General features: G+C 42.9%; 21 protein-coding genes and 1 riboswitch. Of the genes, 10 read left to right on the forward strand and 11 right to left on the reverse strand.

Annotated elements, in window-relative coordinates; genetic code table 11:
• Window positions 1-322: 322 nt before the first annotated feature.
• Complete coding sequence (locus tag UQ64_RS27670; RefSeq protein WP_060626675.1) at window positions 323-1,219, reverse strand: LysR family transcriptional regulator; 897 nt, start codon at window positions 1,217-1,219, stop codon at window positions 323-325.
• 391 nt (window positions 1,220-1,610) lie between these two features.
• Here UQ64_RS27670 and UQ64_RS27675 point away from each other — a divergent pair, with 391 nt between their 5' ends.
• Complete coding sequence (locus UQ64_RS27675; RefSeq protein WP_060626676.1) at window positions 1,611-2,282, forward strand: O-methyltransferase; 672 nt, start codon at window positions 1,611-1,613, stop codon at window positions 2,280-2,282.
• A 69-nt stretch (window positions 2,283-2,351) separates the two neighbouring features.
• Window positions 2,352-2,900 (forward strand): GNAT family N-acetyltransferase, encoded by a 549-nt coding sequence (locus UQ64_RS27680; protein WP_060626677.1) that lies wholly within the window; start codon window positions 2,352-2,354, stop codon window positions 2,898-2,900.
• Window positions 2,901-2,932: 32 nt separating this feature from the next.
• Here the strand turns inward: UQ64_RS27680 and UQ64_RS27685 are convergent, their stop codons facing one another.
• The 5 genes from UQ64_RS27685 to UQ64_RS27705 form a co-directional block, all read right to left on the reverse strand.
• Entirely contained in the window at window positions 2,933-4,879 is a 1,947-nt protein-coding gene (locus UQ64_RS27685) for an FtsX-like permease family protein (protein WP_060626678.1), read from the reverse strand.
• Window positions 4,869-5,630 carry an ABC transporter ATP-binding protein gene (locus UQ64_RS27690; protein WP_060626679.1) on the reverse strand — a complete coding sequence of 254 codons (762 nt, stop codon included), beginning with the start codon at window positions 5,628-5,630 and terminating at the stop codon, window positions 4,869-4,871. Before UQ64_RS27690 ends, UQ64_RS27685 begins: the two co-directional genes overlap by 11 nt.
• 114 nt (window positions 5,631-5,744) lie before the next feature.
• Window positions 5,745-6,749 carry a sensor histidine kinase gene (locus UQ64_RS27695; RefSeq protein WP_060626680.1) on the reverse strand — a complete coding sequence of 335 codons (1,005 nt, stop codon included), beginning with the start codon at window positions 6,747-6,749 and terminating at the stop codon, window positions 5,745-5,747.
• Window positions 6,746-7,435: a response regulator transcription factor gene (locus UQ64_RS27700; protein ID WP_060626681.1), complete on the reverse strand. Its 690-nt coding sequence runs from the start codon at window positions 7,433-7,435 to the stop codon at window positions 6,746-6,748. Before UQ64_RS27700 ends, UQ64_RS27695 begins: the two co-directional genes overlap by 4 nt.
• Window positions 7,436-7,466: 31 nt before the next feature.
• On the reverse strand, window positions 7,467-8,357 hold the full coding sequence (locus UQ64_RS27705) for a TetR/AcrR family transcriptional regulator (RefSeq protein WP_245238287.1): 891 nt from the start codon (window positions 8,355-8,357) through the stop codon (window positions 7,467-7,469).
• Window positions 8,358-8,550: 193 nt separating this feature from the next.
• Here UQ64_RS27705 and UQ64_RS27710 point away from each other — a divergent pair, with 193 nt between their 5' ends.
• Window positions 8,551-10,074, forward strand: coding sequence for a DHA2 family efflux MFS transporter permease subunit (locus tag UQ64_RS27710; RefSeq protein ID WP_060626682.1), 1,524 nt, complete (start codon window positions 8,551-8,553; stop codon window positions 10,072-10,074).
• A gap of 34 nt (window positions 10,075-10,108) precedes the next feature.
• Here the strand turns inward: UQ64_RS27710 and UQ64_RS27715 are convergent, their stop codons facing one another.
• Window positions 10,109-11,158 carry a YncE family protein gene (locus UQ64_RS27715; protein ID WP_060626683.1) on the reverse strand — a complete coding sequence of 350 codons (1,050 nt, stop codon included), beginning with the start codon at window positions 11,156-11,158 and terminating at the stop codon, window positions 10,109-10,111.
• Between the two features lie 186 nt (window positions 11,159-11,344).
• On the opposite strand from UQ64_RS27715, the gene UQ64_RS27720 reads away from it, so the two are divergent.
• The 7 genes from UQ64_RS27720 to UQ64_RS27750 all read left to right on the forward strand — a co-directional run bounded on the left by UQ64_RS27720 (window position 11,345) and on the right by UQ64_RS27750 (window position 18,956).
• A complete protein-coding gene (locus UQ64_RS27720) occupies window positions 11,345-12,226 on the forward strand; it encodes a nucleotidyltransferase domain-containing protein (protein ID WP_156417702.1) in 882 nt (293 codons plus the stop codon).
• A gap of 77 nt (window positions 12,227-12,303) precedes the next feature.
• Window positions 12,304-13,053: a WecB/TagA/CpsF family glycosyltransferase gene (locus tag UQ64_RS27725; protein ID WP_060626685.1), complete on the forward strand. Its 750-nt coding sequence runs from the start codon at window positions 12,304-12,306 to the stop codon at window positions 13,051-13,053.
• 241 nt (window positions 13,054-13,294) lie between these two features.
• Window positions 13,295-13,972 carry a helix-turn-helix transcriptional regulator gene (locus UQ64_RS27730; protein ID WP_060626686.1) on the forward strand — a complete coding sequence of 226 codons (678 nt, stop codon included), beginning with the start codon at window positions 13,295-13,297 and terminating at the stop codon, window positions 13,970-13,972.
• Between the two features lie 36 nt (window positions 13,973-14,008).
• Window positions 14,009-15,184 (forward strand): MalY/PatB family protein, encoded by a 1,176-nt coding sequence (locus UQ64_RS27735; RefSeq protein WP_060626687.1) that lies wholly within the window; start codon window positions 14,009-14,011, stop codon window positions 15,182-15,184.
• A gap of 78 nt (window positions 15,185-15,262) precedes the next feature.
• Entirely contained in the window at window positions 15,263-16,750 is a 1,488-nt protein-coding gene (gene nhaC / locus UQ64_RS27740) for a Na+/H+ antiporter NhaC (RefSeq protein ID WP_060626688.1), read from the forward strand.
• Window positions 16,751-16,764: 14 nt separating this feature from the next.
• Window positions 16,765-17,154 carry a RidA family protein gene (locus UQ64_RS27745; protein ID WP_425339629.1) on the forward strand — a complete coding sequence of 130 codons (390 nt, stop codon included), beginning with the start codon at window positions 16,765-16,767 and terminating at the stop codon, window positions 17,152-17,154.
• A gap of 251 nt (window positions 17,155-17,405) precedes the next feature.
• Window positions 17,406-18,956 (forward strand): flavocytochrome c, encoded by a 1,551-nt coding sequence (locus UQ64_RS27750; RefSeq protein WP_060626689.1) that lies wholly within the window; start codon window positions 17,406-17,408, stop codon window positions 18,954-18,956.
• A 78-nt stretch (window positions 18,957-19,034) separates the two neighbouring features.
• Here UQ64_RS27750 and UQ64_RS27755 read toward each other — a convergent pair whose 3' ends face one another.
• From UQ64_RS27755 to UQ64_RS27770, 4 genes are all read right to left on the reverse strand, one after another.
• Window positions 19,035-19,889 (reverse strand): ABC transporter ATP-binding protein, encoded by an 855-nt coding sequence (locus UQ64_RS27755; protein WP_082651350.1) that lies wholly within the window; start codon window positions 19,887-19,889, stop codon window positions 19,035-19,037.
• 16 nt (window positions 19,890-19,905) lie between these two features.
• Complete coding sequence (locus tag UQ64_RS27760) at window positions 19,906-20,667, reverse strand: ABC transporter permease (protein ID WP_060626690.1); 762 nt, start codon at window positions 20,665-20,667, stop codon at window positions 19,906-19,908.
• Window positions 20,664-20,957: a thiamine-binding protein gene (locus tag UQ64_RS27765; protein ID WP_036682688.1), complete on the reverse strand. Its 294-nt coding sequence runs from the start codon at window positions 20,955-20,957 to the stop codon at window positions 20,664-20,666. The genes UQ64_RS27760 and UQ64_RS27765 overlap by 4 nt, the downstream gene beginning before the upstream one ends.
• Before the next feature lie 484 nt (window positions 20,958-21,441).
• Window positions 21,442-22,491 (reverse strand): ABC transporter substrate-binding protein, encoded by a 1,050-nt coding sequence (locus UQ64_RS27770; protein WP_060626691.1) that lies wholly within the window; start codon window positions 22,489-22,491, stop codon window positions 21,442-21,444.
• 161 nt (window positions 22,492-22,652) lie between these two features.
• A riboswitch (TPP riboswitch) is annotated at window positions 22,653-22,763 on the reverse strand.
• Window positions 22,764-22,789: the final 26 nt, after the last annotated feature.

The raw sequence follows: 22,789 nt of genomic DNA on the forward strand, positions 1-22,789 counted from the left end.
ATTTGAAGAGGCCTATGAATCGCTTGACCAGTACATGGATTTCTACAATAACCGAAAAATGCACGGTAGTTTAAAATCGAAACCTCCTGCCGTATTTTCAGTGTGGGTTAAAACACTAGAGGATTCTTCCGCATTTCATAGAGCGATGTAATTGCTCGAAAGAACGAGCAATTCTACGTCTGCAGTATTTTTGGTGGACAGGACTCCGGATTAAGGGGGCCTAGCCGCTATTGCAGGTTTTCACTATTCCAGCGAGAGGTATACAGAGAAAAGCATGCAGGGAAAAGTATGGATGAATAAGAGGGCTAACTAGACATTAATACTACATCGTATAAGGATTTTGGCAAATCATCTGAATAAGGTTTGACGCAGAGGCGGATAACGGTTCATTTTTTCGCGTACAGATCGCAATGCTGTTCTTCAGATGTATGCCTTCCACATAAACACGACATAATTCTCCACGTTCTACATATTCACGTACAACGAGTGAAGAGACGAAGTTGGCGCCATATCCGGCGATAACGGCTTGAATCGCTTCATGAAGTCCGTTGAATTGCAAGGAGATCGTGGGAGCAGGCGTATTGTATGTGCGGCATAATGATAATAATCTCTCTCTCGTCGAGCTGCCTTCCTCACGCATGACAAAAGGCTCCTTCATCATTTCGGATAAAGAAATCTGCTGGTTCGCATAGGGGTGATGGGGTGCGACCACAAACCATAACTCATCCTGAAATAACTCTTCTGTCCGGATCGTATCTGGATAGGCCTCGGCAATCCCTCCGTAAATCGCCATATCCACGTCTACATTTAACAGCTGCTTCAGGGCATCGCTTGAATTGGTGGTGGTAATCACCATTTCAACTTGCTCATATTGTTGCTTGAACTTTGCGATCCAGGTAGGGATAAGGAAGTGAGCAGGCAAATATGTCGCGGCTAGACGAATACTTCCATTCGTACCGTTAACGTAATCCTGGGCGAATTGTTCGATCTGCTGTTCGACGGCGAACAGTCTTTTGGCGAGTAAGGCAAGCTCTTCACCCGCATCTGTTAAAGCAATTCCTCTACCTTGAGGCTTAAATAGGGCGAAGGATAGTTCCTTTTCGAATTTCTTGATCTGAGCCGTAATCGCAGGCTGACTGATATTTAAAGTTTCTGAGGCACGTGTCACACTTCCTGTTGATGCGATTACATGGAATAAGCGCAAGGCGTGAAGATTCATGGTTAAACCCCTTTTATTCAATTGATACATTAAATATATAGTTTAGATTTAAAGATATATTATATTTATGATTATAACTGATTTACAATACAGGTATAAAGTAAAAGTAAAAGTAAAAGTTGAAGTTGAACTTGAAGTTGAAGTTGAAGTTGAAGTTGAACTTGTATTTTGGACTTAAATCTTTAGTTAGGGAAAGGGAGTAACGAAGAGGAGGTTTGGAACTGTAGGAGCGTAAGCGACCGCCTTTGTCCCCGGATTTCAACCGCGAATAGTGGTTTAATTAAAGAAATCTGGGGACAACAGCGGCCGGAAGTCCAAACACTCCTCGTAGTTACGACCGATCCCTAATTACTGGGGTTTAATATTTAAAACCAAAGGAGAAGTGATAAATATGAATCAAACGACTACATGGGATAAAGTTGATCAGTACATTACAGAGCGTCTAATTCCGCAGGACTCCGTGCTGGAGGAAGTGTTGTTCGCCAATCAACAGGCAGGGCTGCCGCCTTTTGATGTTTCACCTAGTCAGGGTAAGTTCCTTAGCCTATTGGTTCAAATGAAAGGTGCACGCCGAATTCTGGAGATTGGTACATTGGGTGGGTACAGTACGATTTGGATGGCAAGAGCGCTCCCGTCTGACGGACATATCGTTACCTTGGAGCTGGATCCATCGCATGCTCAGGTGGCTGGGGCTAATTTCTCGCTTGCTCAAGTAGATGATCTGATAGAACTTCGTATAGGCGATGCTTTGGGGCAGTTGTCTCAGATGGAACAAGAGGGTGTGGAACCCTTTGACTTTATATTCATTGACGCGGATAAACCGAATAACCCTAACTATTTACAATGGGCACTTAAATTCTCCCGGGCTGGTACAGTGATTATAGGCGATAATGTGATTCGTGAAGGTGAGGTTATTAACAAGAATAGCAAAGATCCTCGTGTAGTAGGCGTACGGGAATTTTATGATCTGTTGGCTGAAGAGCCTAGGATTTCGGCTACGGCCATTCAGACGGTGGGAAGTAAAGGGTATGATGGATTCGTATTGGGGATTGTGAATAGCTGATTTATGTATTGCAATATCCAACAATTGTAATATAATCTATTGAAAATCCAATAGTGAGAGGTACTTTCAATGCAACCTACATTTGAAACCCAAAGGCTAATTCTAAGACCGTTTCAATCCACAGATGCAAGTAACGTTCAAGCGCTTGCTGGGGATATAGAAGTAGCTAGAACAACGCTGTCTATACCTCATCCCTATCCTGATGGAGCGGCTGAATCTTGGATTGGTGCTTGTAGGAAGAGGGCAGACGATGGTGAAGGATTCCCTTTTGCTTTAATTAGTAAAGAGAGCAATACCTTAATAGGTTGTATGAGTCTAAATATAGACAAATCGCATGTAAGAGGTGAACTTGCTTATTGGGTAGGCAGGCCTTTTTGGGGAAATGGTTATGCGACGGAAGCGGCAAAGCAATTGATCGATTTCGGATTCGAAGACCTGCTATTAAATAAAATATGGGCAGCGGCAATGACTAGAAATCCTGCTTCCTCCAATGTTATGAAAAAAGCTGGAATGAGATTTGAAGGGGAATTTAAACGGCATATTTTAAAATGGGATAAGTTCGAGGATCTAGTCTTTTACGGATTAACTAGAATTGAATATGAAGATAGGTGCTCCTAAGCCATAATGGCTTTTGGAACACCCTCTTTGTTTTAGAGCGACTCTTTAATTACCTTTTTATAATAGAAGACGGACAGCACTGCAAAGACAGAATACAAAGCCGTGTATAAGAGCATTACCAGAATCATTGGTGTCATAAGCTCTGTACCGAAGAAGAACCAGCCCGATTTAACGGCAAAGTAGCTATGAAGCAGACCTATGACTAATGGAATCCCGAAATTGAACAATTGCTTCATCTGAATCCCTCTTAGCAGATCACCTTGCGTGAAACCAAGCTTTCTTAGGATCGTGTAGCTGGGTTTTTCGTTCTCGCTCTCATCCATTTGTTTAAAGTAAAGAATACATCCAGAAGTAATCAGGAACGTTAACCCCAGAAAGGCAACGATAAACATGATGAGGCCCATATTTTGCTTTTGATTATTTTTCGTTTCCAGTTGAGAGTCGGTTATGCTGCCCTTTTTAAAGTTCATATTCTGAAAAAGATCATTAGCCTGTTCAACGCTTGCCCGTTCCTTCATATCGATTCCGATATTAAGAGAGGATTTTTTTTGAAGGGCTGGATCTAGATTGTTCTGTAAGCGTTCGAAGACCGTTTCGTCTACGATAGCTACGGGTAAGCCGCCACCAGTGAAATACCCTAAAATAGGTGCGTCCTTATTTATAGTTGTATATGTCTGCGGAATAACCTCATGCGTTCCCTTAAACTCAATGGGGCCTTCGTCTTTCAACGAAATCAGATTATCGAGTGCACTGCTTGTCTTTGTAAAATAGGTCTCATCCGGTGATACATCGATGCCTTCAAGTTCATTTTCGCTAATGACTGGAAGGGGCATAATCTTAGAGACTATACCGGAGCTCTTTGGAGTCTCACCGAGGACCTTCTCCATATTTACATCTACCAGAATGACTTCTGTCTTTTTTTCTGTAAACACTAAATTGTCCGCAACTAACGCCTCTTTAAATCGTTCGGCATCATCGATATCCGTAAGAACAAAATCTGATGGAACATAGAGCTTCGCATTTTTCTCAGCAGAGTAGAATGAGATGTAGCTCAAGGATAATAGACCTAGCGCGAGTGCCGATACCGTTGTAATGACGGTCAGTAATATGGCGTTTGATTTCATTCGGAACATAATGGAGGAGAGAGACAACACCTCTTTAATATTCAGATACCCGTTTTTCTTTTTACGAATGAGATGAAAGATAAAGCTTACCGAACCTTTATAAAAAAGATAAGTCCCAATGATAACTGAAGCCAGAATAGTGATCATGGCTATAGATAGTTGAGTCATTGATGTTAAGTCTCCGCTAAATAATCGAGATGAAATCGAATAGCCGAGCAGAATCAATCCAATCCCAGCGATCCCTATAATCATTTCAAAGATGGACAGCTTTTTCACGTTGCCTTCTGTGGTCGAGGTCACCCGGAATAAGGATAGAATGCTTTGTCTTTTAATAAAGCCATAATTCATCAGCATGATTAAGAGATAGATTACAAAGAATACGATCAGCGTTTGAACTAGGGCTGGGGTAGAAAAACGAAGGGATGCTATCGCATCGATCCCCATTATTTTAAAAAGAATCATTAGAATTAATCTTGAAACAGAAAAGCCTACGGCTATCCCAAGAATTAAAGAACCGAAATATAGGATAAAGTTCTCCGCCGAAAGAATCCGAAATATTTTATTTTTGGTCATCCCAATTAACTGGAACAAGCCAATTTCTTTCCCCCGACGTTTGATGAAGATGGTGTTAGCATATAACAGGAAAATGGATACAATCGCGACCAGTAAGACCGAGGCAGCCTTGATTGCTGCGCCACCTTTGATCGAGCCTTCTACCGCATCCATCGAGGGATCGTATTGCAATGTAACAAAGGCGAAATATAAGGCCACGCTAAAGACGAGAGCAAACACATACAGGTAGTAATTTCTGATGTTTTTTCGCAGATTTCGAAGCATCAGTACATTAATGCTCATTCTGCACACCACCTAATACACCTTGTGTTTTTATGATGTCGTTGAAGAAGACTTGTCTGGATTCTTCCCCTTTATTCAATTGCGTATAGATCGTACCATCCTTTATAAAAATAACTCTACTGCAATAGCTAGCTGCCACTGGATCATGTGTGACCATAACGATCGTTGCTGTTCGTCTTTGATTTAGTTCACTTAGCTTGTTTAACAAATCAGAAGCAGATTTAGAATCCAAGGCTCCAGTAGGCTCGTCAGCAAAAATAATGCTTGGATCATGAATGAAGGCCCGAGCTGCAGAGGTACGTTGTTTTTGGCCCCCAGAGATTTCATTCGGGTACTTATTCTTTAACTCTAAAATCCCCAGTTCCCTCGCGACGTGTTCAAATTTCTCATTGGCGATTTTCTTTGGGGTGTTGGTAATGGACAGTGGTAACAGGATGTTCTCCTTCACCGTCAGCGTGTCCAAGAGATTGTATTCTTGAAAAATAAATCCTAAATGATTCTTCCGAAATTCAGCTAGTTGCTTTTCTTTCATATTAGAAATTTCAGTACCCTCGATGGTAATTGATCCGTTGCTGATCTGGTCAATGGACGAGAGAACGTTAAGCAGTGTGGTCTTTCCTGAACCGGAAGAGCCCATGATCCCAACAAATTCGCCTTCTTCTATAGAAATATCCAATCCACTCAACACGGATTGTTTGTTTAATTTATTTCCGTAGCTTTTATGAATTTTAGTGGCTTCAAGAATTGCCATAATGATTCACTCCCTTTTTATACTCGTTCTTTTTGTATAGCTTTATTATAAAAGGCTTTGCCGTTCTTATCCTTCGATTGCCCGAACAAAATAAAAAAGCATGTGACATTGTTGTCACACGCTTGAGAGCTTCACGAATTCATTTTTGAGTGGAAAGGTTAAAGTGAACGTTGTCCCTGACCCGAGTCTCGACTCAACTCCGATGACGATTAACAAGGATTGCGCCGCTTTTTTAGCTAAATATAATCCCATGCCTGTGGCGGTATTGTCGCGATGTACCGTTGTGGAAGTAAATCCTCTTTCAAATATGCGAGTAAGATCCTTGGGATCTATTCCGCGTCCACCATCCTTCACCTCAAGAACGATATACTCAGCTTGCTGATAGCTATTCACTGTAATATCTGAAGCTTCACTATATTTTACGGCGTTGGTTAGGAGTTGTCGGAGGATAAAAGCCAGCCATTTGGCATCACTAAGCACTTCAGCTACTTCCAAGTTCAGTTCAAAGCCAATTCCCTTCTGAATACACCAGGATTGCAACGTCTTAATCTCCCCGAAAATAAGCGTCTCTAAATCGATTTGTTCTATATACAAATCATTCTCGATAAAGGGAATTCGCCTCTGATGGAGCTGTTGATCCAGTAGAAGATGAATTCGCAGCCATTCATAGGTCAGATTTTTCTTCATTACATCATCTTCTATACGCTCAATCATTAGATGCATCGCTGTCAAAGGGGTCTTCACCTCATGAATCCATGATAATAGCTCATCCTTCTCCTGTTCTAACGTCATTAGATTGTGCGAGGCAGCCTGTTTTAAACATTTAGCTTGATTGATAATGCTCTCTTCAATAATTTGCTCAAACGGGCTTTCGGGGGTGGCGATACTCGTTACATCCAGATCATCATCTCGCTCAGCCAAGCTTTTATAGAACCTGGTTTCTCTGGGATAGCGAAGGATTAAGAACATCACGGAAAAAAGCATCGACAAGGAGACCAGATAGAGAACTGAAGAGAATGGGATTGATGAATCCATGTAGGTGACAAAGAGTATAAATAGATTGGTAAAGAGAACTAGGCTGATCCAGCTACTTCTTTCCAAAAGATACTTTTTAATCATAGTGCTTCCTCTTCGGTGGCCATATACCCTTGTCCCACTTTCGTTTCTATGAAAACCCCTAATTCAAGCTCATCCAGCTTCTTTCGAAGCCGATTTACGTTGACGGTAAGGGTGTTGTCACTTATAAATCGTTTATCATCCCACAAGCTATTGATTAATTCCTCGCGGGTTACGATTTTATTTTTTTTCTCAATAAGCAATTTCAATATAAAAATCTCGTTTTTCGTAAGTTCAATCGACCCCATGTCATTGGTCAATAGATTTCTCTCATAATCCACGGTTGCTCCACACCATGTCTTGAGCTCGATGTTATCCGTGTTGTAATTGTAGACGCGTCGAAGAATCGCTTGTACTTTGGCAATGAGTACATCGAAATGGAAGGGCTTTTGGATATAATCATCGGCTCCAAGCTGCATCGACATCACCATATCCGTAGGATGATCACGGGACGATAAGAAGATGATCGGAAGGTTGGAGTGGGAGCGAATCATTCGGCACCAATGAAATCCATCGAATTTAGGTAATTGGATGTCGATGATGACTAAATCCGGTTTGATTTCTATAAATTCCTGCGTGACATTGCTGAAATTTTGAATGCCATACACATCATAAGACCACTGCGTTAGTCGCTCTTTGATCTCGTTAAACAGCGTCGTGTCATCTTCGATTAATAATAGCTTGAACAAATGCTTCACCACACTTTTAGTTAGTTAGTGTTTATAGCATTTTAGATAATACATCCTGATAATGCTTAAACTCTTTGGCTTCATTTAGATTAGGGCATGTCTTTAAGGATAGCAGAGCGCTTTCGATTAAGAAATGTCTCGGTTCCTTGTTGTTCATGATTTCTTCCTGGATAAAGTACAACAGCTTTAGATAGTTGGTGAGGTTCGCATCACCTGGTGCAAAGGATCTCTCTATAACTTTCTTCAAGCTTATGGTCGCAAAGGATAAATCATTATTGAAAAAATCAGTGTATTCCGATGCGGGCAATAACTTGTCCACGTGATCTGGTGAGATGAGTTGAATGCCCATTTCACTTACTTCTTCAACAATGGTTTGGATAAGAGTAGTGCAATAATCAATGATTTGCTTAGAGGTGATGACTTCATTCATCGCACTGTTGATTTGTAGCATATTTTGCAGAATCCCGTTAAAAATGATGGCTCCATCCAGTAAATAGGGTTTCTTATCCGCAGGGAAAATATGAAGGAAACGTTCATATACCCAGGTTAGCAGGCTGAACTTCGTTTTTTTGATAAATGTAATTAAGTCTGGATCATTCGAGACCAGTGCATCTTCAACGAGCTGTAACAATTTATTTTTCTTATTAATTTTCATGACCAGCTGAATCTGTTCAGCAAATATCTTAATGTCAGAGGGATCTTGACCAATGAGCAGCGAATTTCGTCCTTCTTCAAGTCGATCGTGAATAGACGTAAATACAGCCTTAAAGAGATCCCCTTTAGAAGGGAAATAGTTATAAAAAGATCCTTTGGAGATCCGACTATGATTCAGAATATCCTGAATGGATGTGGCATGGTAGCCTTTTTCAATAAATAATTCATGTGCTTTATGAACCACTTGCTCTTTTCGTTTATTTATCATCTGAGGTGCCCCTTTAAGCTGGACTCTTTGTTCCAATATAGACTAGCTTATATATCCACTTATTACAATTTCAATTTTAAATAAATTTTGTCTTGCCAAGCGGGAAATAAGGGAGTATTATATTTTACACTGGATTGTAACCAGAGTTCAATTTTGAACCGTTAGTATGATTATAGAATGGAGGATTCCAAAAATGAAAGCAAAAGAAAGTAAAGCGTCCTACGGGATATTGGCAATCCTCATGATTGGTGCATTTGTTGCTTTACTGAGTAATACCCTACTCAATATAGCTTTACCATCGATTATGAAGGATTTTGATGTCAGTGCCTCAACGGTACAGTGGCTATCAACGGGTTATATGCTGGTGAACGGGATCATGATTCCTTCAACAGCTTTTTTGATTCAAAAGTATACCGCGAGACGGTTGTTCTTAATCGCCATTGGATTATTTGCGATAGGAACCTTTATCGGCGGATTCGCACCAAGCTTCTCTGTGTTGTTGATCGCCAGAATGGTTCAGGCTTCAGGGGCTGCGATCATGATGCCATTATTAATGAACGTATTGTTCACTACCTTTCCACCTGAGAAACGTGGTTCAGCTATGGGGATGTTCGGGTTGGTTATGATTTTTGCACCGGCTATCGGACCTACATTATCTGGCTGGATTATTCAGCACTATGAATGGCCTGTTCTATTCTTTATGATTGCCCCAATCGCCGTATTGGTGTTCATTCTGGCCTTCTTCAAATTGCATGATCCTAAAAAAGATGTGGCTATTAAGATCGATTTCTTATCTGTAGTTCTATCAGCAATTGGTTTCGGGGGTCTGCTATACGGCTTCAGTTCCGCTGGGAATAAAGGATGGGATGATCCAATGGTCTACTCCGCTCTTATTATCGGGGCGATTGGATTAGTAATATTCATTATGCGCCAAATGAAAATGAAGGAGCCTATGCTTAACTTCAGAGTGTACAAATATCCGATGTTCGCTTTATCCTCAGCGATTTCGATTACACTGAATATGGCAATGTTCTCAGCGATGATGCTTATGCCGATTTACCTGCAAAACATTAGAGGGATCTCACCACTGGATTCTGGACTTCTAATGCTGCCTGGTGCGTTAATTATGGGCGTTATGTCACCAATCACAGGTAAATTGTTCGATAAATTCGGCGGTAAAGTATTAGCACTAATCGGTCTAGCGATCGTAGTGATTAGTACGTATTTCTTTAGTGATTTGACTGAAACGACTAAATATTCGACACTTATGATCCTATATTCTGTGAGAATGTTCGGGATCTCTATGGTGATGATGCCAGTTATGACCAATGGTTTGAACTCGATTCCAGCCAAATATACGCCGCACGGTACAGCCATGAACAGTACGATTCAGCAGGTTTCAGGGGCGATTGGTGGGGCATTGCTCGTAACCATTATGTCCAACAGTACTACTTCGCACGTGAAGGATATGGTCGCTGATGCTGTAAGTAAATTAACGACTAAGCCCTCGGCAGACCAATTGCTTGGAATACAAAATCAAGTCATTGCGAAAGCTACCATTGAAGGGATTAACGATGCATTCTTAGTATCCGTAGGTGTAGCGATTATTGCATTTATTCTAGCCTTCTTTATTAAAAGAGGCGTACAGCCTAAGGAAACGGCAGAAGAGAAAGTGACTGCAAAGAAACTAGCAGCTAAGCAAGTTACAACGCATTAGTTCTACGAGATTTGTTATATAGGAAGGCGCCCACCTAATGGTGGGCGTCATTTTTAAATATAAGATCTGATACATCCTGAATGACTGTGATGGAATCATTTCCTCCAACATAAACTCTATTGGTGACTGGGTTTAGCACAGTACTGCCTGACACTAAGGGGAATCTTACGAGCCTTTTAAACGTGGTGGCGTTATAAACGGACATGTGGTTCTTATCGAAATTACCAACAAACAAATGATTTGTATTCGGATTAATGGTTATGTTGGAGGAGGTAGGCAGAACCTTTGTAGTGATGATTTTGTTGTTACTTCCATTGATGACGAATAGCTTTCCTTTACCTTCAACTTGTGCACTTGAGACATAGATACGGTTTGTCAGCGGATTGATAACGACCTCACTTTGCAGACGCCCTAGCTGTACATTTTGCAGCAATTTATTGTTGCGGCCGTTGATTACCGAGAGAAACCGACTTAAGTTATTAGCGACATAAATGCGGCCTGTGATTACATTAAGTGCGGGTGGTATCACAGGGTTATTACCGACTTTTATGGTGGCAATGATAGCCTGTGTATTTCCATTAATGACGGAGACGGAATTTTTTATTGTATTGGTCACATATATACGATTTGTAAGCTCATTAATAACGATTCTGGAAGGGCGACCGCCGACTTCAATCTTCGTTTTGATCTGGTTTGTTTTCCCATCGATGACGAATATAATTCCTGCTATGCTAGTTACATAAATCAAATTTTTTCGAACATTTACTCCGATATTATCAGGCATGCGGCCCACTTTCACAGTCTTTATCACCTGGTTTGTCCGCCCGTTAATAACAGAAACCGTATCGTCACGAAAATTTGTTACATAGATTCGGTTAGTTTGGGGGTTAATTCCAAGCTGTGTTGGCAGTCTTCCAACATTGATGCGTGCGATAATTCGATTCGTTATGCCATCGAGTACCCCGATAGTTCCAGCCTCAGTGTCTGGGTTAACAAAGTATACCCTATTTGTGCTGACATTTACTTCGATATTTCCGATCGGTCCGGCAGAGCGGACTGTAGCAATCACTTTTGGCTGCGCCATGCTTATACCCCTTTTCAAGTAAATAGATACTTCATTATATTTAGGCTTAGGCAAAAGGGTACTACATATATCGTTGCAAGATGTATCTTCGGAGTGTAGAATGATATTCCCAAATCCACATTTTGGATTAAATGTAAGCGCTATGTTTTTAAGGGAATTGAGATCGATTGGAGGCTGGAGGATAAGATGATGAAATCAGTGTTGTCGGATATTTTACTAACACCGGATAAGTTGCTACTTCATCGCGAATTACTAGAGGAGATTGGAAAGTACATTACGCAAGAGATCCTAAATCATCCGTTATTGCAAGAAGATAGTCAGAGGATAAGCATTATCCTTGATGGATCGACCGCACTCGGGGTGGTAGATGGGCAGTCGGATGTGGATGTAATCATTATTTGTGAGGATGAATCTTATAACAGTATTAATCATCGGTTCGAGGAAGCGGGGCTGATTCCGGAGCACAGTAGTTTCTTTATGGATTTAAGGCTTCCGAGTGGGAAAACAGGGCATTATACACTCCAAAAAAGTTCTGAAATCAAAGAAGCTTTAATGAGCGGGGATATGGAGTGGCTGTGGAATGCATCAGTGTCCTATATTTACTACGATCAGCTGGATCTGAAGTCACTTTTTCATGCCTATGTTCCACTCCAACCTGAAGTGCTAATGAAATTTCGTAAGCATTCATACATACAGCTAAGAAGCTATGCGAGAAGTCTAGATAATCCTGTAGTTCGTGGCGACGCCTTTCCTATCTTGTTCTTAGCGGTTTCCCTTTATAAAGAAGCTTTACGCTGTGCAATCACTATTGAAGGTTATCCGTATCCCTATGACAAATGGCTTGTTCCCGTAGCGCAGCAAACGGTCGTAGGTCGAAAGATTTTGGAGTGTGCAGGCAATTTTTGGAGTTATCTTAGAGATGATGAGTCCTTTGCTCCCATGTACCAGGAGGACAATAATTTTGTCAAAATGGAAAAACAATTTCGAAAGATACTTTTGGAGGAATTCCGCCTGCGGGGGATCGATGAACCTTGGTTAATAGAGTGGTGGAAGTTTATGGAGGAGTGAACGGGGTAATGATGCGACTATCCTTATGGATTAAGGTAAGGTATACTGGAGTGAACTTTTTAGTAAGAGGTGATTAAATGGCTGGGACAGTCTCAATATTAGGCGTTCCTTTTTCAAAACTAACACTTGATGAGACGACGCTTCATCTAACAGAACATATTCAATCTGGGGAATCCAAGCTATTTCATTTGATTACGGCCAACCCGGAAATTACGATAACAAGTCAATCGGACGAGCTGCTTCGAACCATACTCCATGAAGCCGATTTGATCACTCCGGACGGGATTGGCATTGTAATGGCATCGAGAAGAAAAGGCGACCCTATAGCTGAACGAGTAACGGGGTATGAACTACTTCTTGAGCTGCTCGCGCAAGGAAATAAGCTGGGCTGGAGTTTTTATTTCTTGGGCACGGATGAGCATACCAGCTGTAAAGCGGTCGAAAAGATTACAGAGCTATATCCGAAGGTGAAAATTGCCGGAAGACATAATGGTTTTCTTACTAAAGAAGAGGAACCGGCCATTGTGGCAGAGATTCAACACGCACAGCCAGATTTCCTGATCGTTGCGATGGGGGCTCCGTACTCTGATAAATGGGTTTATAAGCATAAACAGGCGCTTTCTCAGGTTAAGGTTGTTTTTGGCGTGGGGGGTAGCTTGGATGTTATAGCGGGAAAAGTGACTCCAGCCCCTGCGATATGGAAGAAACTCAATTTGGAGTGGCTGCATCGACTCATATTCGCACCTGTGGCCAAAGGACAAAAGTCGCGCTGGCGCAGACAAGCAGTTCTTCCTAAATTCGTGTATCGAGCTATGATTAGGAAATAAGGTACACCAGTAAATATAGTCTTTTGCTATTTCTGCAATGTGTAGAAATAGTGAAAGACTTTTTTGTGTGATTGCTTACTCTTACAGATCATCTGTCTAAGTATGTAAGTGAGAATAGTGGCTGGAACAATTCCAATATATTACTGATTGCTTTTTTAAGAATGTTGTAATAAAATCTTATCAAGATAATAAATTATTATCATAAAATTCAAACGTAAGACGAAAGGAGTGAAATGCTCACATGATAGAAGATCGCAGCTGCCTAGAGTCCTATTTTCCAATCGCTTCTTTTATTGCTTCAATTATAGGTTCAAAATGTGAGGTTGTTATTCATGATATAAGCAATCCAGAGCGTTCAATTATATTTATTGAGAACGGATACATTAGTGGGCGTAAAGTGGGCGATAGCTCAACAGATCTCGTGCTTAAGCTGTTGAAAGATGAGTCCTACCGTGAGCAACCGTTTATTGCTAACTATAAAGCGCGTGGTTCGCAAGGTCAGGTATTTCGCTCCGCTACTTATTATATTAAAAACAGCAGCAGTGAATTGGTCGGTATGATGTGTATTAACATTGATGTCACTCATATGGAGGTTGCAGCTGAGTGGATACAAAACGTTTTGCAAGGAGGATCAACACTTCCACCAGTACCGTTAATGCCACAACAAGAGGTTGTAGAGAAGCAGACGGAAGAGTATTTACAAGGAAACGTAGATGACCTGCTCCAGCATATGATTGATTCGGTACTCGGTAAAATTAATGTTCCGGCAGAGCGTTTGTCCTCGCAAGAGAAAATTGAGCTTGTGAAAGTACTTAACGAGCAAGGTGTGTTTCTACTTAAAGGTGGAGTTTCTCAAGTAGCGAAGTCCTTGATGATATCTGAGCCAACAGTTTATCGTTATTTGCAAAAAATTAAGTAAGAATAAACAGAACTCTCAAGAGAGGAAGTGGGCTAGATGACAATAGACTTTGATAAGGTTGTTAGCCGATATGGGACCAATTGCGCGAAATGGGATGGTATGGCGCAAGTTTTGGGCAGAGAAATGATAGCGCTTTCCGTTGCGGATATGGATCTTCAAGCCCCTCCACAGGTGATAGATCGAGTAACGGAGATGGCGAAGCATGGCATATATGGATATACAGATCCTTTTCCACCTTATTATGAGGCAGTTCAGGGATGGATTAAAAAAGCTTACGCTTGGGAGGTTCCGCAAGAATGGATCGTGTTTTGCCCTCGTATTGTGCAAGCGGTTTCTCTAATCATTCAGAACTTCACTCAACCAGGTGATCAAGTGTTAATCCATACTCCAGCCTATCAGCCGGTTGCCAAATCGGTAGAGCTAAATAACCGCGTATTAGTGGAAAGTCCACTTTGTGAAGTGAACGGGCATTATGAGATTGATTTTGCTGATATGGAGCTGCGTATGCAAGCCGGGGTTAAAATTGTACTGCTCATCTCACCGCATAATCCGGTTGGACGGGTATGGACACGAGCTGAACTGGAACGAATCGTTAGCTTGTGTACCAAGTATGATGCTTATATTGTATCGGATGATATTCATGCCGATTTTATCCATGAAGGCCATGAGCATACGATAATCGGGAAGATATCGACCGAGGCTGAGCAGCGATCTTTTATCTGCACCTCCCCAGGGAAGACCTTTAATCTTGCAAGCCTTGAAATTGCTAACATCGTAATTCCGAATGATAAGCTCCGGGAGAAATTCAGACATTGCTTGCAGCAAGCAGGCTGTCATAACCCAACCTTTTTTGCAGTACCTGCATTAGAAGTGGCTTATACGGAATGCGATGAATGGCTGGAAGAATTACGAGAGTATATCACAGCCAATATCGCTTGGGTGATAGCTTATATAGCTGAATATATGCCTGAGCTACGCATAATCGAGTCAGAAGGAACCTATCTATTATGGGTGGATTGTAGGGCAATTAGCACCAACGAAGCAGAGTTAAAGCAGTGGATTGAGTCGGATGCGAAGGTTAGCGTGAGCTTTGGAACAGGTTTTGGGGCATCAGGAGAAGGCTTTATTCGCTTAAATATTGCAACGCCACTGCCCATGTTACAAGAAGCCTTTCACCGGCTGTACCGTACCTATCCATTAAAAAATTTATAATAAAAAACTCTTTATCAATGACCTTGAAAGACCTCGTTAGTAGCCTTTCTCAGATCCGTATCAAGGGGGAAAATAATCATGTCCAAATCAGAAACACCAAGAGTCAAGAAACAGCCGACGATGTTCTTAGCGCTATTGCCGATTATTACGATGATTGTGCTACTTAGTTTAGGGTATGTGTTGTTTGAATTACCACCAGAACCACTTATTATTACCTCAGCGGTTGTTGCTGGTATTATCGCGATTATTCTTGGTTATAGCTATAACGACATATTAGAATCTATCGCTGGTAAGATCGCGAAAACGATGCCTGCCATTCTTATTCTGATCATGGTTGGTTTTATGATTGGGGCATGGATGGTTGGTGGAACGATCCCGATGATGATTTACTATGGATTGAAAATTATTAGTCCACAATTTCTGCTTATTACCGCATTTATTGCGACAGCTGTCGTTTCGCTTTGTACGGGCACATCTTGGGGGTCAGCGGGAACGATCGGGGTTGCTTTTATGGGCGTTGGTGCGGGTATGGATGCAAACCTAGCAGCAGTGGCTGGTGCTGTAGTTGCAGGTGCTTATTTTGGTGATAAATTGTCACCGCTTTCAGACACAACCAATATTGCGGCGTTAGCAACAGGTGTCAATCTATATGAGCATATTGGACATTTATTGTATACCACGATTCCTTCCTTTATTGTCGCAAGCGTTGTTTTTATTATCACAGGTCTAAACACAGATGCTGCAGGTGCTATTGTTCCGGAGAAGGTTGGAACAATCATGGGATCGTTGAATACAATTTATGACTTTAATCTGTTGCTTATCGTACCTGTATTAATCATCTTGTATGGTTCAATTACGAAGAAGCCGACAATACCGGTCATGCTTATCTCTTCTATGTTCGCTATGGCCAACGCACTTGTATTCCAGGGATTTACTTTGAATGATGTCGTATCTTCTGTTGTTAATGGATTTAATATTTCTATGGTTCAAGTAGCTGGGTTTGATTCTGCCAACGTTATTGAAGATGTACCTCGTCTCCTAAATCGTGGCGGAATGAACTCCATGATGGGTACACTTCTCATTTGCTTCTGTGCAATCACATTCGCTGGAACCATATCTCTGACGAAGTCCTTGGAATTGATTGTTAATAAGCTTTTGAAGTTCGTCCATTCCACAGGTTCAATGATCGTAGCAACCATTGTTACAGGTCTTACGATGATCGGAGTTACAAGTAATGGTCAGGTATCCATCTTAATGCCAGGTGAAATGCTGCGTGAAGCATACATCCGTCGGGGCTTGCATCCGAAGAACTTGGGACGTACCATCGAGGATTCAGCGGCGATTACCGAGCCTATTCTGCCTTGGACAGCAGCAGGTGCTTACATGGCGGGTACGCTGGGTGTTGCAACGTTAGATTATTTACCTTGGGCTGTTCTCTGTTGGACAGGAATAATCTTTGCGACGATATGGGGCTTCACGGGATTCGGTATCGCGAAGTTAACGCCAGAGCAACAGGCAGAAATGCTAAAGGAATATGACGGTAACACTAATGAACAAGCTGGATAAAGGAGTCTTTTAAAATGACAAATATGCATAAAGAAACTGTAATAACAACGGATGCACCAGGTGCAATTGGACCTTATTCTCAAGCTGTAAAGCTTGGAGACGTCCTATATACTTCAGGACAACTCGGACTAGACCCGGTTAATGGAACTTTTCCTGCTACGGTTGAGGGACAGACGGAACGGTCGTTGCTGAATGTCAAAGCCATACTGGAAGCGGCGGGTACAAGTATGGACCAGGTAATAAAGACGACCGTTTTCCTAAAGGATATGAATGATTTTCTTAAGGTGAATGAGATTTATGGAAGGTTTTTTGCTCAGCCATTCCCTGCTCGCAGCGCTGTTGAAGTAGCACGTCTGCCTAAGGATGGGCTCGTAGAAATTGAAGTTATAGCTTATATACCATAAGTAAGGCGCAGACAGTCCGTACTACCCAAATTGGTGTTTCAAACGTTGATTAGAAAATAAGGTAGGAGGCCGCCCTGGATAGGGCGGTTTTATTTGAGTAGTAAGCTGAGGAGCCATTGAAATTGAAAGTTTTAATGAAAATATTCATGAAAATGTAACAGTAATCATAACTAATTACAGGAAACACTTCACAAAATACCAACTTTGCGTTATTATAAATGTGAAAACATTCACAAGGGGGCGTTATAAAGATGAAGAAGACAACAAGTACTGCTCTCATTCTCATTCTCTCTGTCATGCTCGTGATCGCAGGATGCGGTAACAGTAATAGCAACAGCAACAGCGCAGGTAATGGTAATGGCAACAAGAGCAAGGTAAATGAGACGGCTAAAAATGATAAAACTGAAGCCGTATCAGGCGCATCAGAGGTTAGCTACACACCACTGGATCAATTAAAAGATAGTTACGATATCATCATTGTTGGTGCGGGTGGTGCGGGAATGTCCGCTGCATTGGAAGCCAAGGCTAAAGGCTTGAACCCAGTTATTTTTGAAAAAATGCCAGTTGCAGGCGGGAATACAAGTAAATCCTCGTCAGGGATGAACGCTTCCCAAACTAAATTTCAAAAAGAACAAAGCATTGAAGATAGCAATGATAAGTTTTATGAAGAGACACTAAAGGGCGGCCATGACACGAACGATAAAGAGATGCTCCGTTTCTTCGTCGACAATTCCGCAAGTGCTATCGATTGGTTGGATTCGATTGGAATCAAACTGAACAATATTACGATTACAGGCGGCATGAGCGAAAAACGTACTCATCGTCCAGAAGACGGCTCTGCGGTAGGCCAATACCTTGTCAAAGGATTGGTTAGAAATTTACAAGAAAAAGAAATTCCATTGTTTGTGAATGCAGATGTGAAGGAAATTACCCAAAAAGACGGTAAGGTTGACGGAGTGAAGGTACTCTTAAACCAAGCCGATGAAAAAACCATCACAGCGAAGGCAGTTATTGTAACAACTGGTGGTTTTGGATCCAACATGGATATGATATCTAAAGTTAGACCTGATTTGGAAGGCTACGTTACAACTAACCAGATCGGCAGTACTGGCGATGGCATCAAGATGATTGAGGCACTTGGCGGAACAACCGTTGATATGGATCAAATTCAGGTTCACCCAACAGTTCAACAAGAAAAATCTTATCTGATTGGGGAAGCTGTTCGCGGCGAAGGATCTATACTCGTGAACAGTGAAGGCACACGGTTCGTAAACGAATTGACTACACGTGATAAAGTTACCGAAGCGATCAATGCACTTCCTGAAAAAGCGGCAACGCTTGTCTTTGATTCCGGCGTCAAATCACGCGTTAAAGCGATTGAACAATATGACAAAATGGGCTTCGTGATCCAGGCGGATACTATTGAGGCATTGGCGAAAGAAATCGGCGTTCCAGCAGATAAGCTGAAAGCGACACTCGATACTTGGAACAGCGCAGTAAAGAACAAGAACGATGCTGAATTTGGCAGAACGACAGGGATGGACAACGACTTGTCCACCGGTCCGTATTACGCTATTAAGATCGCCCCAGGGATTCATTACACCATGGGCGGCGTGAAGATTAATACGAACACAGAAGTATTAAATAAAGACGGTGCTGCTATTACTGGACTGTTTGCAGCAGGTGAAGTTACAGGCGGATTGCACGGGCAAAACCGGATCGGCGGTAACTCTGTAGCGGAAATCATTATTTTCGGACGTCAAGCAGGGATTAAATCTGCAGAGTTCGTACAAGCACAATAAGATATAAACAGCATACTTTGGTTACAACAAAAGAACCGCTTGGGCTAATAGAAGCCCGAGCGGTTCTTTGTTTGATCTCTATTTAGAAGGCTGTTTTCCGTTCTTAGCTTGTTCCTCCCGCATCCATTGTGACAGCTGGCGTTTGAGTTTAAGAAATTCCGGGGAATCTGTAATCTCATCACGGCGCGGTCGTGGAAACGGCACATCTACAGTATGCAGGATGGAGCCGGGTCGGCCCGAGAACACATAAATACGATTCGAGAGCAGCAACGCTTCTTCGATGTTGTGGGTGATGAACAGCACGGAGCGGCGATTCTCCTCCCACAGTTCGAGCAGCCAGCGCTGCATTTCACTGCGAGTTAGAGCATCCAGTGCGCTGAAAGGTTCATCGAGCAGCATCAACTCCTGCGGAGCAAGCAATGCTCTGAGAAAAGCAGCACGCTGCTGCATCCCACCAGACAGCATATGCGGATAAGCATGCTCGAATCCACTCAAGCCAACCTTGGCGAGCCAATGTCTCGCTTCCTCCCGAGCGCCATCCCGTAATGTGCCTTTGATTTCACCCGCGAGCAGTACATTGTCTTCAATCGTCCGCCAAGGAAAAAGGGCAGGCTGCTGAGGCATATAACTGATCTCACCGCGTTGTCCCGTAACGATCTTGCCATTCATGAGGATCGTTCCCGCATCTGGCTTCACAAGGCCGCCGATCATATGGAATAAGGTGCTTTTTCCACAGCCGGAAGGACCAACGATGGATACGAACTCTTGCTGCTCTACCTTAAGTGAGACGTTGTTCAGCACGTTCGTTTCACGGCGACGATGGGTGAAGGACTTGGAAATGCCGCTTACTTCAAGAGCAGGTGGTGCAGTGTGAGCTTCAGGAGAGCTTATGACTTCTGTTGTTCTTTGCTCTATTTGCGTCGCTTGAGACATACAGGCATCTTCCTTTCTATGAGTTACGGCGCGGTTTCCAGCGGACTAACCATTTTTCCAACAATGCGATAATAGCAAAAAGCACAAGACTTAAAAGTACAATGATAACAATAGCGACAAACATCCGATCCGTACGGTAAGCAGATTTCTGAAGGAGCATATAATAGCCAATCCCTTTATCCGCGCCAATCCATTCTGCAACCACGGCTCCCATAACCGCATAAGTAGCAGATATTTTCACACCGGAGAATAGTGCAGGGATAGAAGAGGGCAGCTCCAGCTTGGTGAAGATTTGCCACTTGCTTGCGCCCGCCATTTTCATATAATTCATCATGACCTGATCACTTTGGGCTAGACCGCCCATTGCAGCGACAGCTACCGGGAAGAAGCACACCAGCGTAATCAGCACGATTTTAGGTAAAAGACCGAAGCCGAACCAGATAATAAGCAGCGGTCCGAGCGCGATGGAGGGAACATTTTGACTCAGAATTATGAGTGGATAAAAAGCCCGTTTAGCCCAAGGTAAAAGATGCAAAAGTAAAGCAACAATTAGACCTACACCTGTACCAATGGGAAAACCGATTAACGTGAGTCGAAGCGTAGCCATCGTATGAGCCCAGAGACCTGAGGCATTACTGGTGGATTCGCGAGCAATGTCAGCAGGACTCGGTAGAATCCAGGATTCGATATGGAATAGGGAAACGGATAGCTGCCATACGGTTAAAAAGAAGACGACCGCCACAAGGGGCGGCCATATTAGCTTCCAGGTCGATCTCACGGCCGATATTTCTCCGTCAGTTTGTCCATGCTGATTCCGTTAGGGTTATGAGCGATTTTGATCTGGGAGATCACGCTTGGACTGCCTGCTTCGATCAGCGCCTCCTGCATTTGACGCACAACCTCCAGCAGCTCGCTAAGCTCACCTTCCATAGTGGTTTCCAGCGGATTCACCTGATGTTTAACGCCGGATTTTTGAATAACCTCAATCGCTTTATCTACGTATGGGATGGAATCCTCATTGTTTGGAGTCTTTGGAATTACTTGAATGCTGAGCAGTGTGTTTGCCACAATAATCAATCCTCTCATTTTATAAGGTAAGTTCAAATAGCCGACTTTGATAACGAAGGGTTTCAGGAAGTAGACTCGGCATCGAATCTTGAACGAACTTGGGAAGTGCGGTACTCACGTAGCACATCACTACGCTCCGTTCCTCCTTCCTCAAGTAGCGTTCAACCTTCTCGGTTCTGAAAGCTGACTTTTTGAACTCTCATTGTAATAGGTAAGTTCAAAAAGCCAACTTTGATAACGAAGGGTTTTCAGGAAGCAGACTCGGCATCGAATCTTGAACGAACTTGGGAAGTGCGGTACTCACGTAGCACATCACTACGCTCCGTTCCTCCTTCCTCAAGTAGCGTTCAACCTTCTCGGTTCTGAAAGCTGACTTTTTGAACTCTCATTGTAATAGGTAAGTTCAAAAAGCCAACTTTGATAACGAAGTGTTTCATGAAAGTAGACTCGGCATCGAATCTTGAACGGACTTGGGAAGTGCGGTCTACTCCGCCGGTAAAAAGTCATTCGTGAATGCACTAGCTGCATCCAGCGGTTTGTCCAGCAACTTCAGACCATGCATCCAGTCGCCGTAATTCTGCCAGACCTCGGTTTTTTGCTCGCCCCAGCGGGGGGCGTCGTCCTTGTATTTCGGGCTAAGCCATTTCTGGCTAGCTAGGACAAGCTCGGCGTCTAGGTCAGGCACAGCCTTGGATAATGTAGCAGCAGCCTCTTCCGGATGATCAATCGCATACTGATAACCTTTCGATGTAGCTTTCAGGAAAGCCTTCACCAAATCCGGATGATCCGTAATTTGCTTCTCACTAGTTGTCAGCACAGGCGTGTAATAATCAAGCTGGGGCGCATAATCCTTCAAGTAGAGCATATTTAGAGGCTCACCACGCAGCTCGGCTTCAATACCAGTCCATGCGTAGAAGATCCAAGCGAAATCAATGTCGCGTTTTACGGCTGTGAAATAATCTGCTTCCCCAATGCTGACGAACTTAACCTTCTTCACATCGCCACCTTCTGGGTCCATGATCGCTTTCATGGCTGCTTCTTCAGCGGGAGAGCCCCAACCGCCGTAGGTTTTTCCCTCAAAATCTTTTGGCGATTTAATATTGCGGTCCACTGGAGCGGCGAATCCCGAGGTATTATGCTGAATAATGGCTGCAATCGAGACAAGGGGGACGCCTTGTAGACGAGCTAGAGTCAATCCTTCCTGAGCACTGATCCCAAAGGCAGCTTCGCCAGAGGTAACCATGGTGTCAGAACCGGCGGCGCCTGGTTGGACGATTTCTACATCTAGGCCTTCCTCAGCGTAATAACCAAGATCTTTGGCTACGTATAGACCGGTATGATTCGTATTCGGTGTCCAGTCGAGTGCAACCTTAACTTTGGTAAGCTCTTTCGGAGCATCCGTTCCAGCCGCTGTATTGGATTCCGCAGCAGTCCCTTTGTTTCCGGCTGTATTCCCATTGTTGCCGCCGCATCCGGCAATCGCAAGAATGAGCATACAGGTGAAGCTCAGCATAAGTGCTTTTTTGACTTGCATGTCTTCTTCTCTCCTTTAAGGTTGCCAGATCCCGTCATCCAACATGAACCATAAAGTGTAGTATGTACATTTCTTCTACATCTTTTGTGATCTACACAAAAAAAAGCGCCCCGAGTGATCGGGACGCTGGCTTGGCGCAAGGTTAGTAAAGGTCACAGGGACCAAAACCAATTGGCGATTCCTACGCTGGCATTATCCAGATCAGGTATAAGGGTCAGTATCTTGTGGGATACAATCTCAGCCGGCCAATTCCAGCACCCCTGGTTCTATGAAGTTAACGGGTATTTCCACGTTCAAT

It is taken from the genome of Paenibacillus etheri (assembly GCF_001012825.1).
GTDB lineage: Bacteria > Bacillota > Bacilli > Paenibacillales > Paenibacillaceae > Paenibacillus_AQ > Paenibacillus_AQ etheri.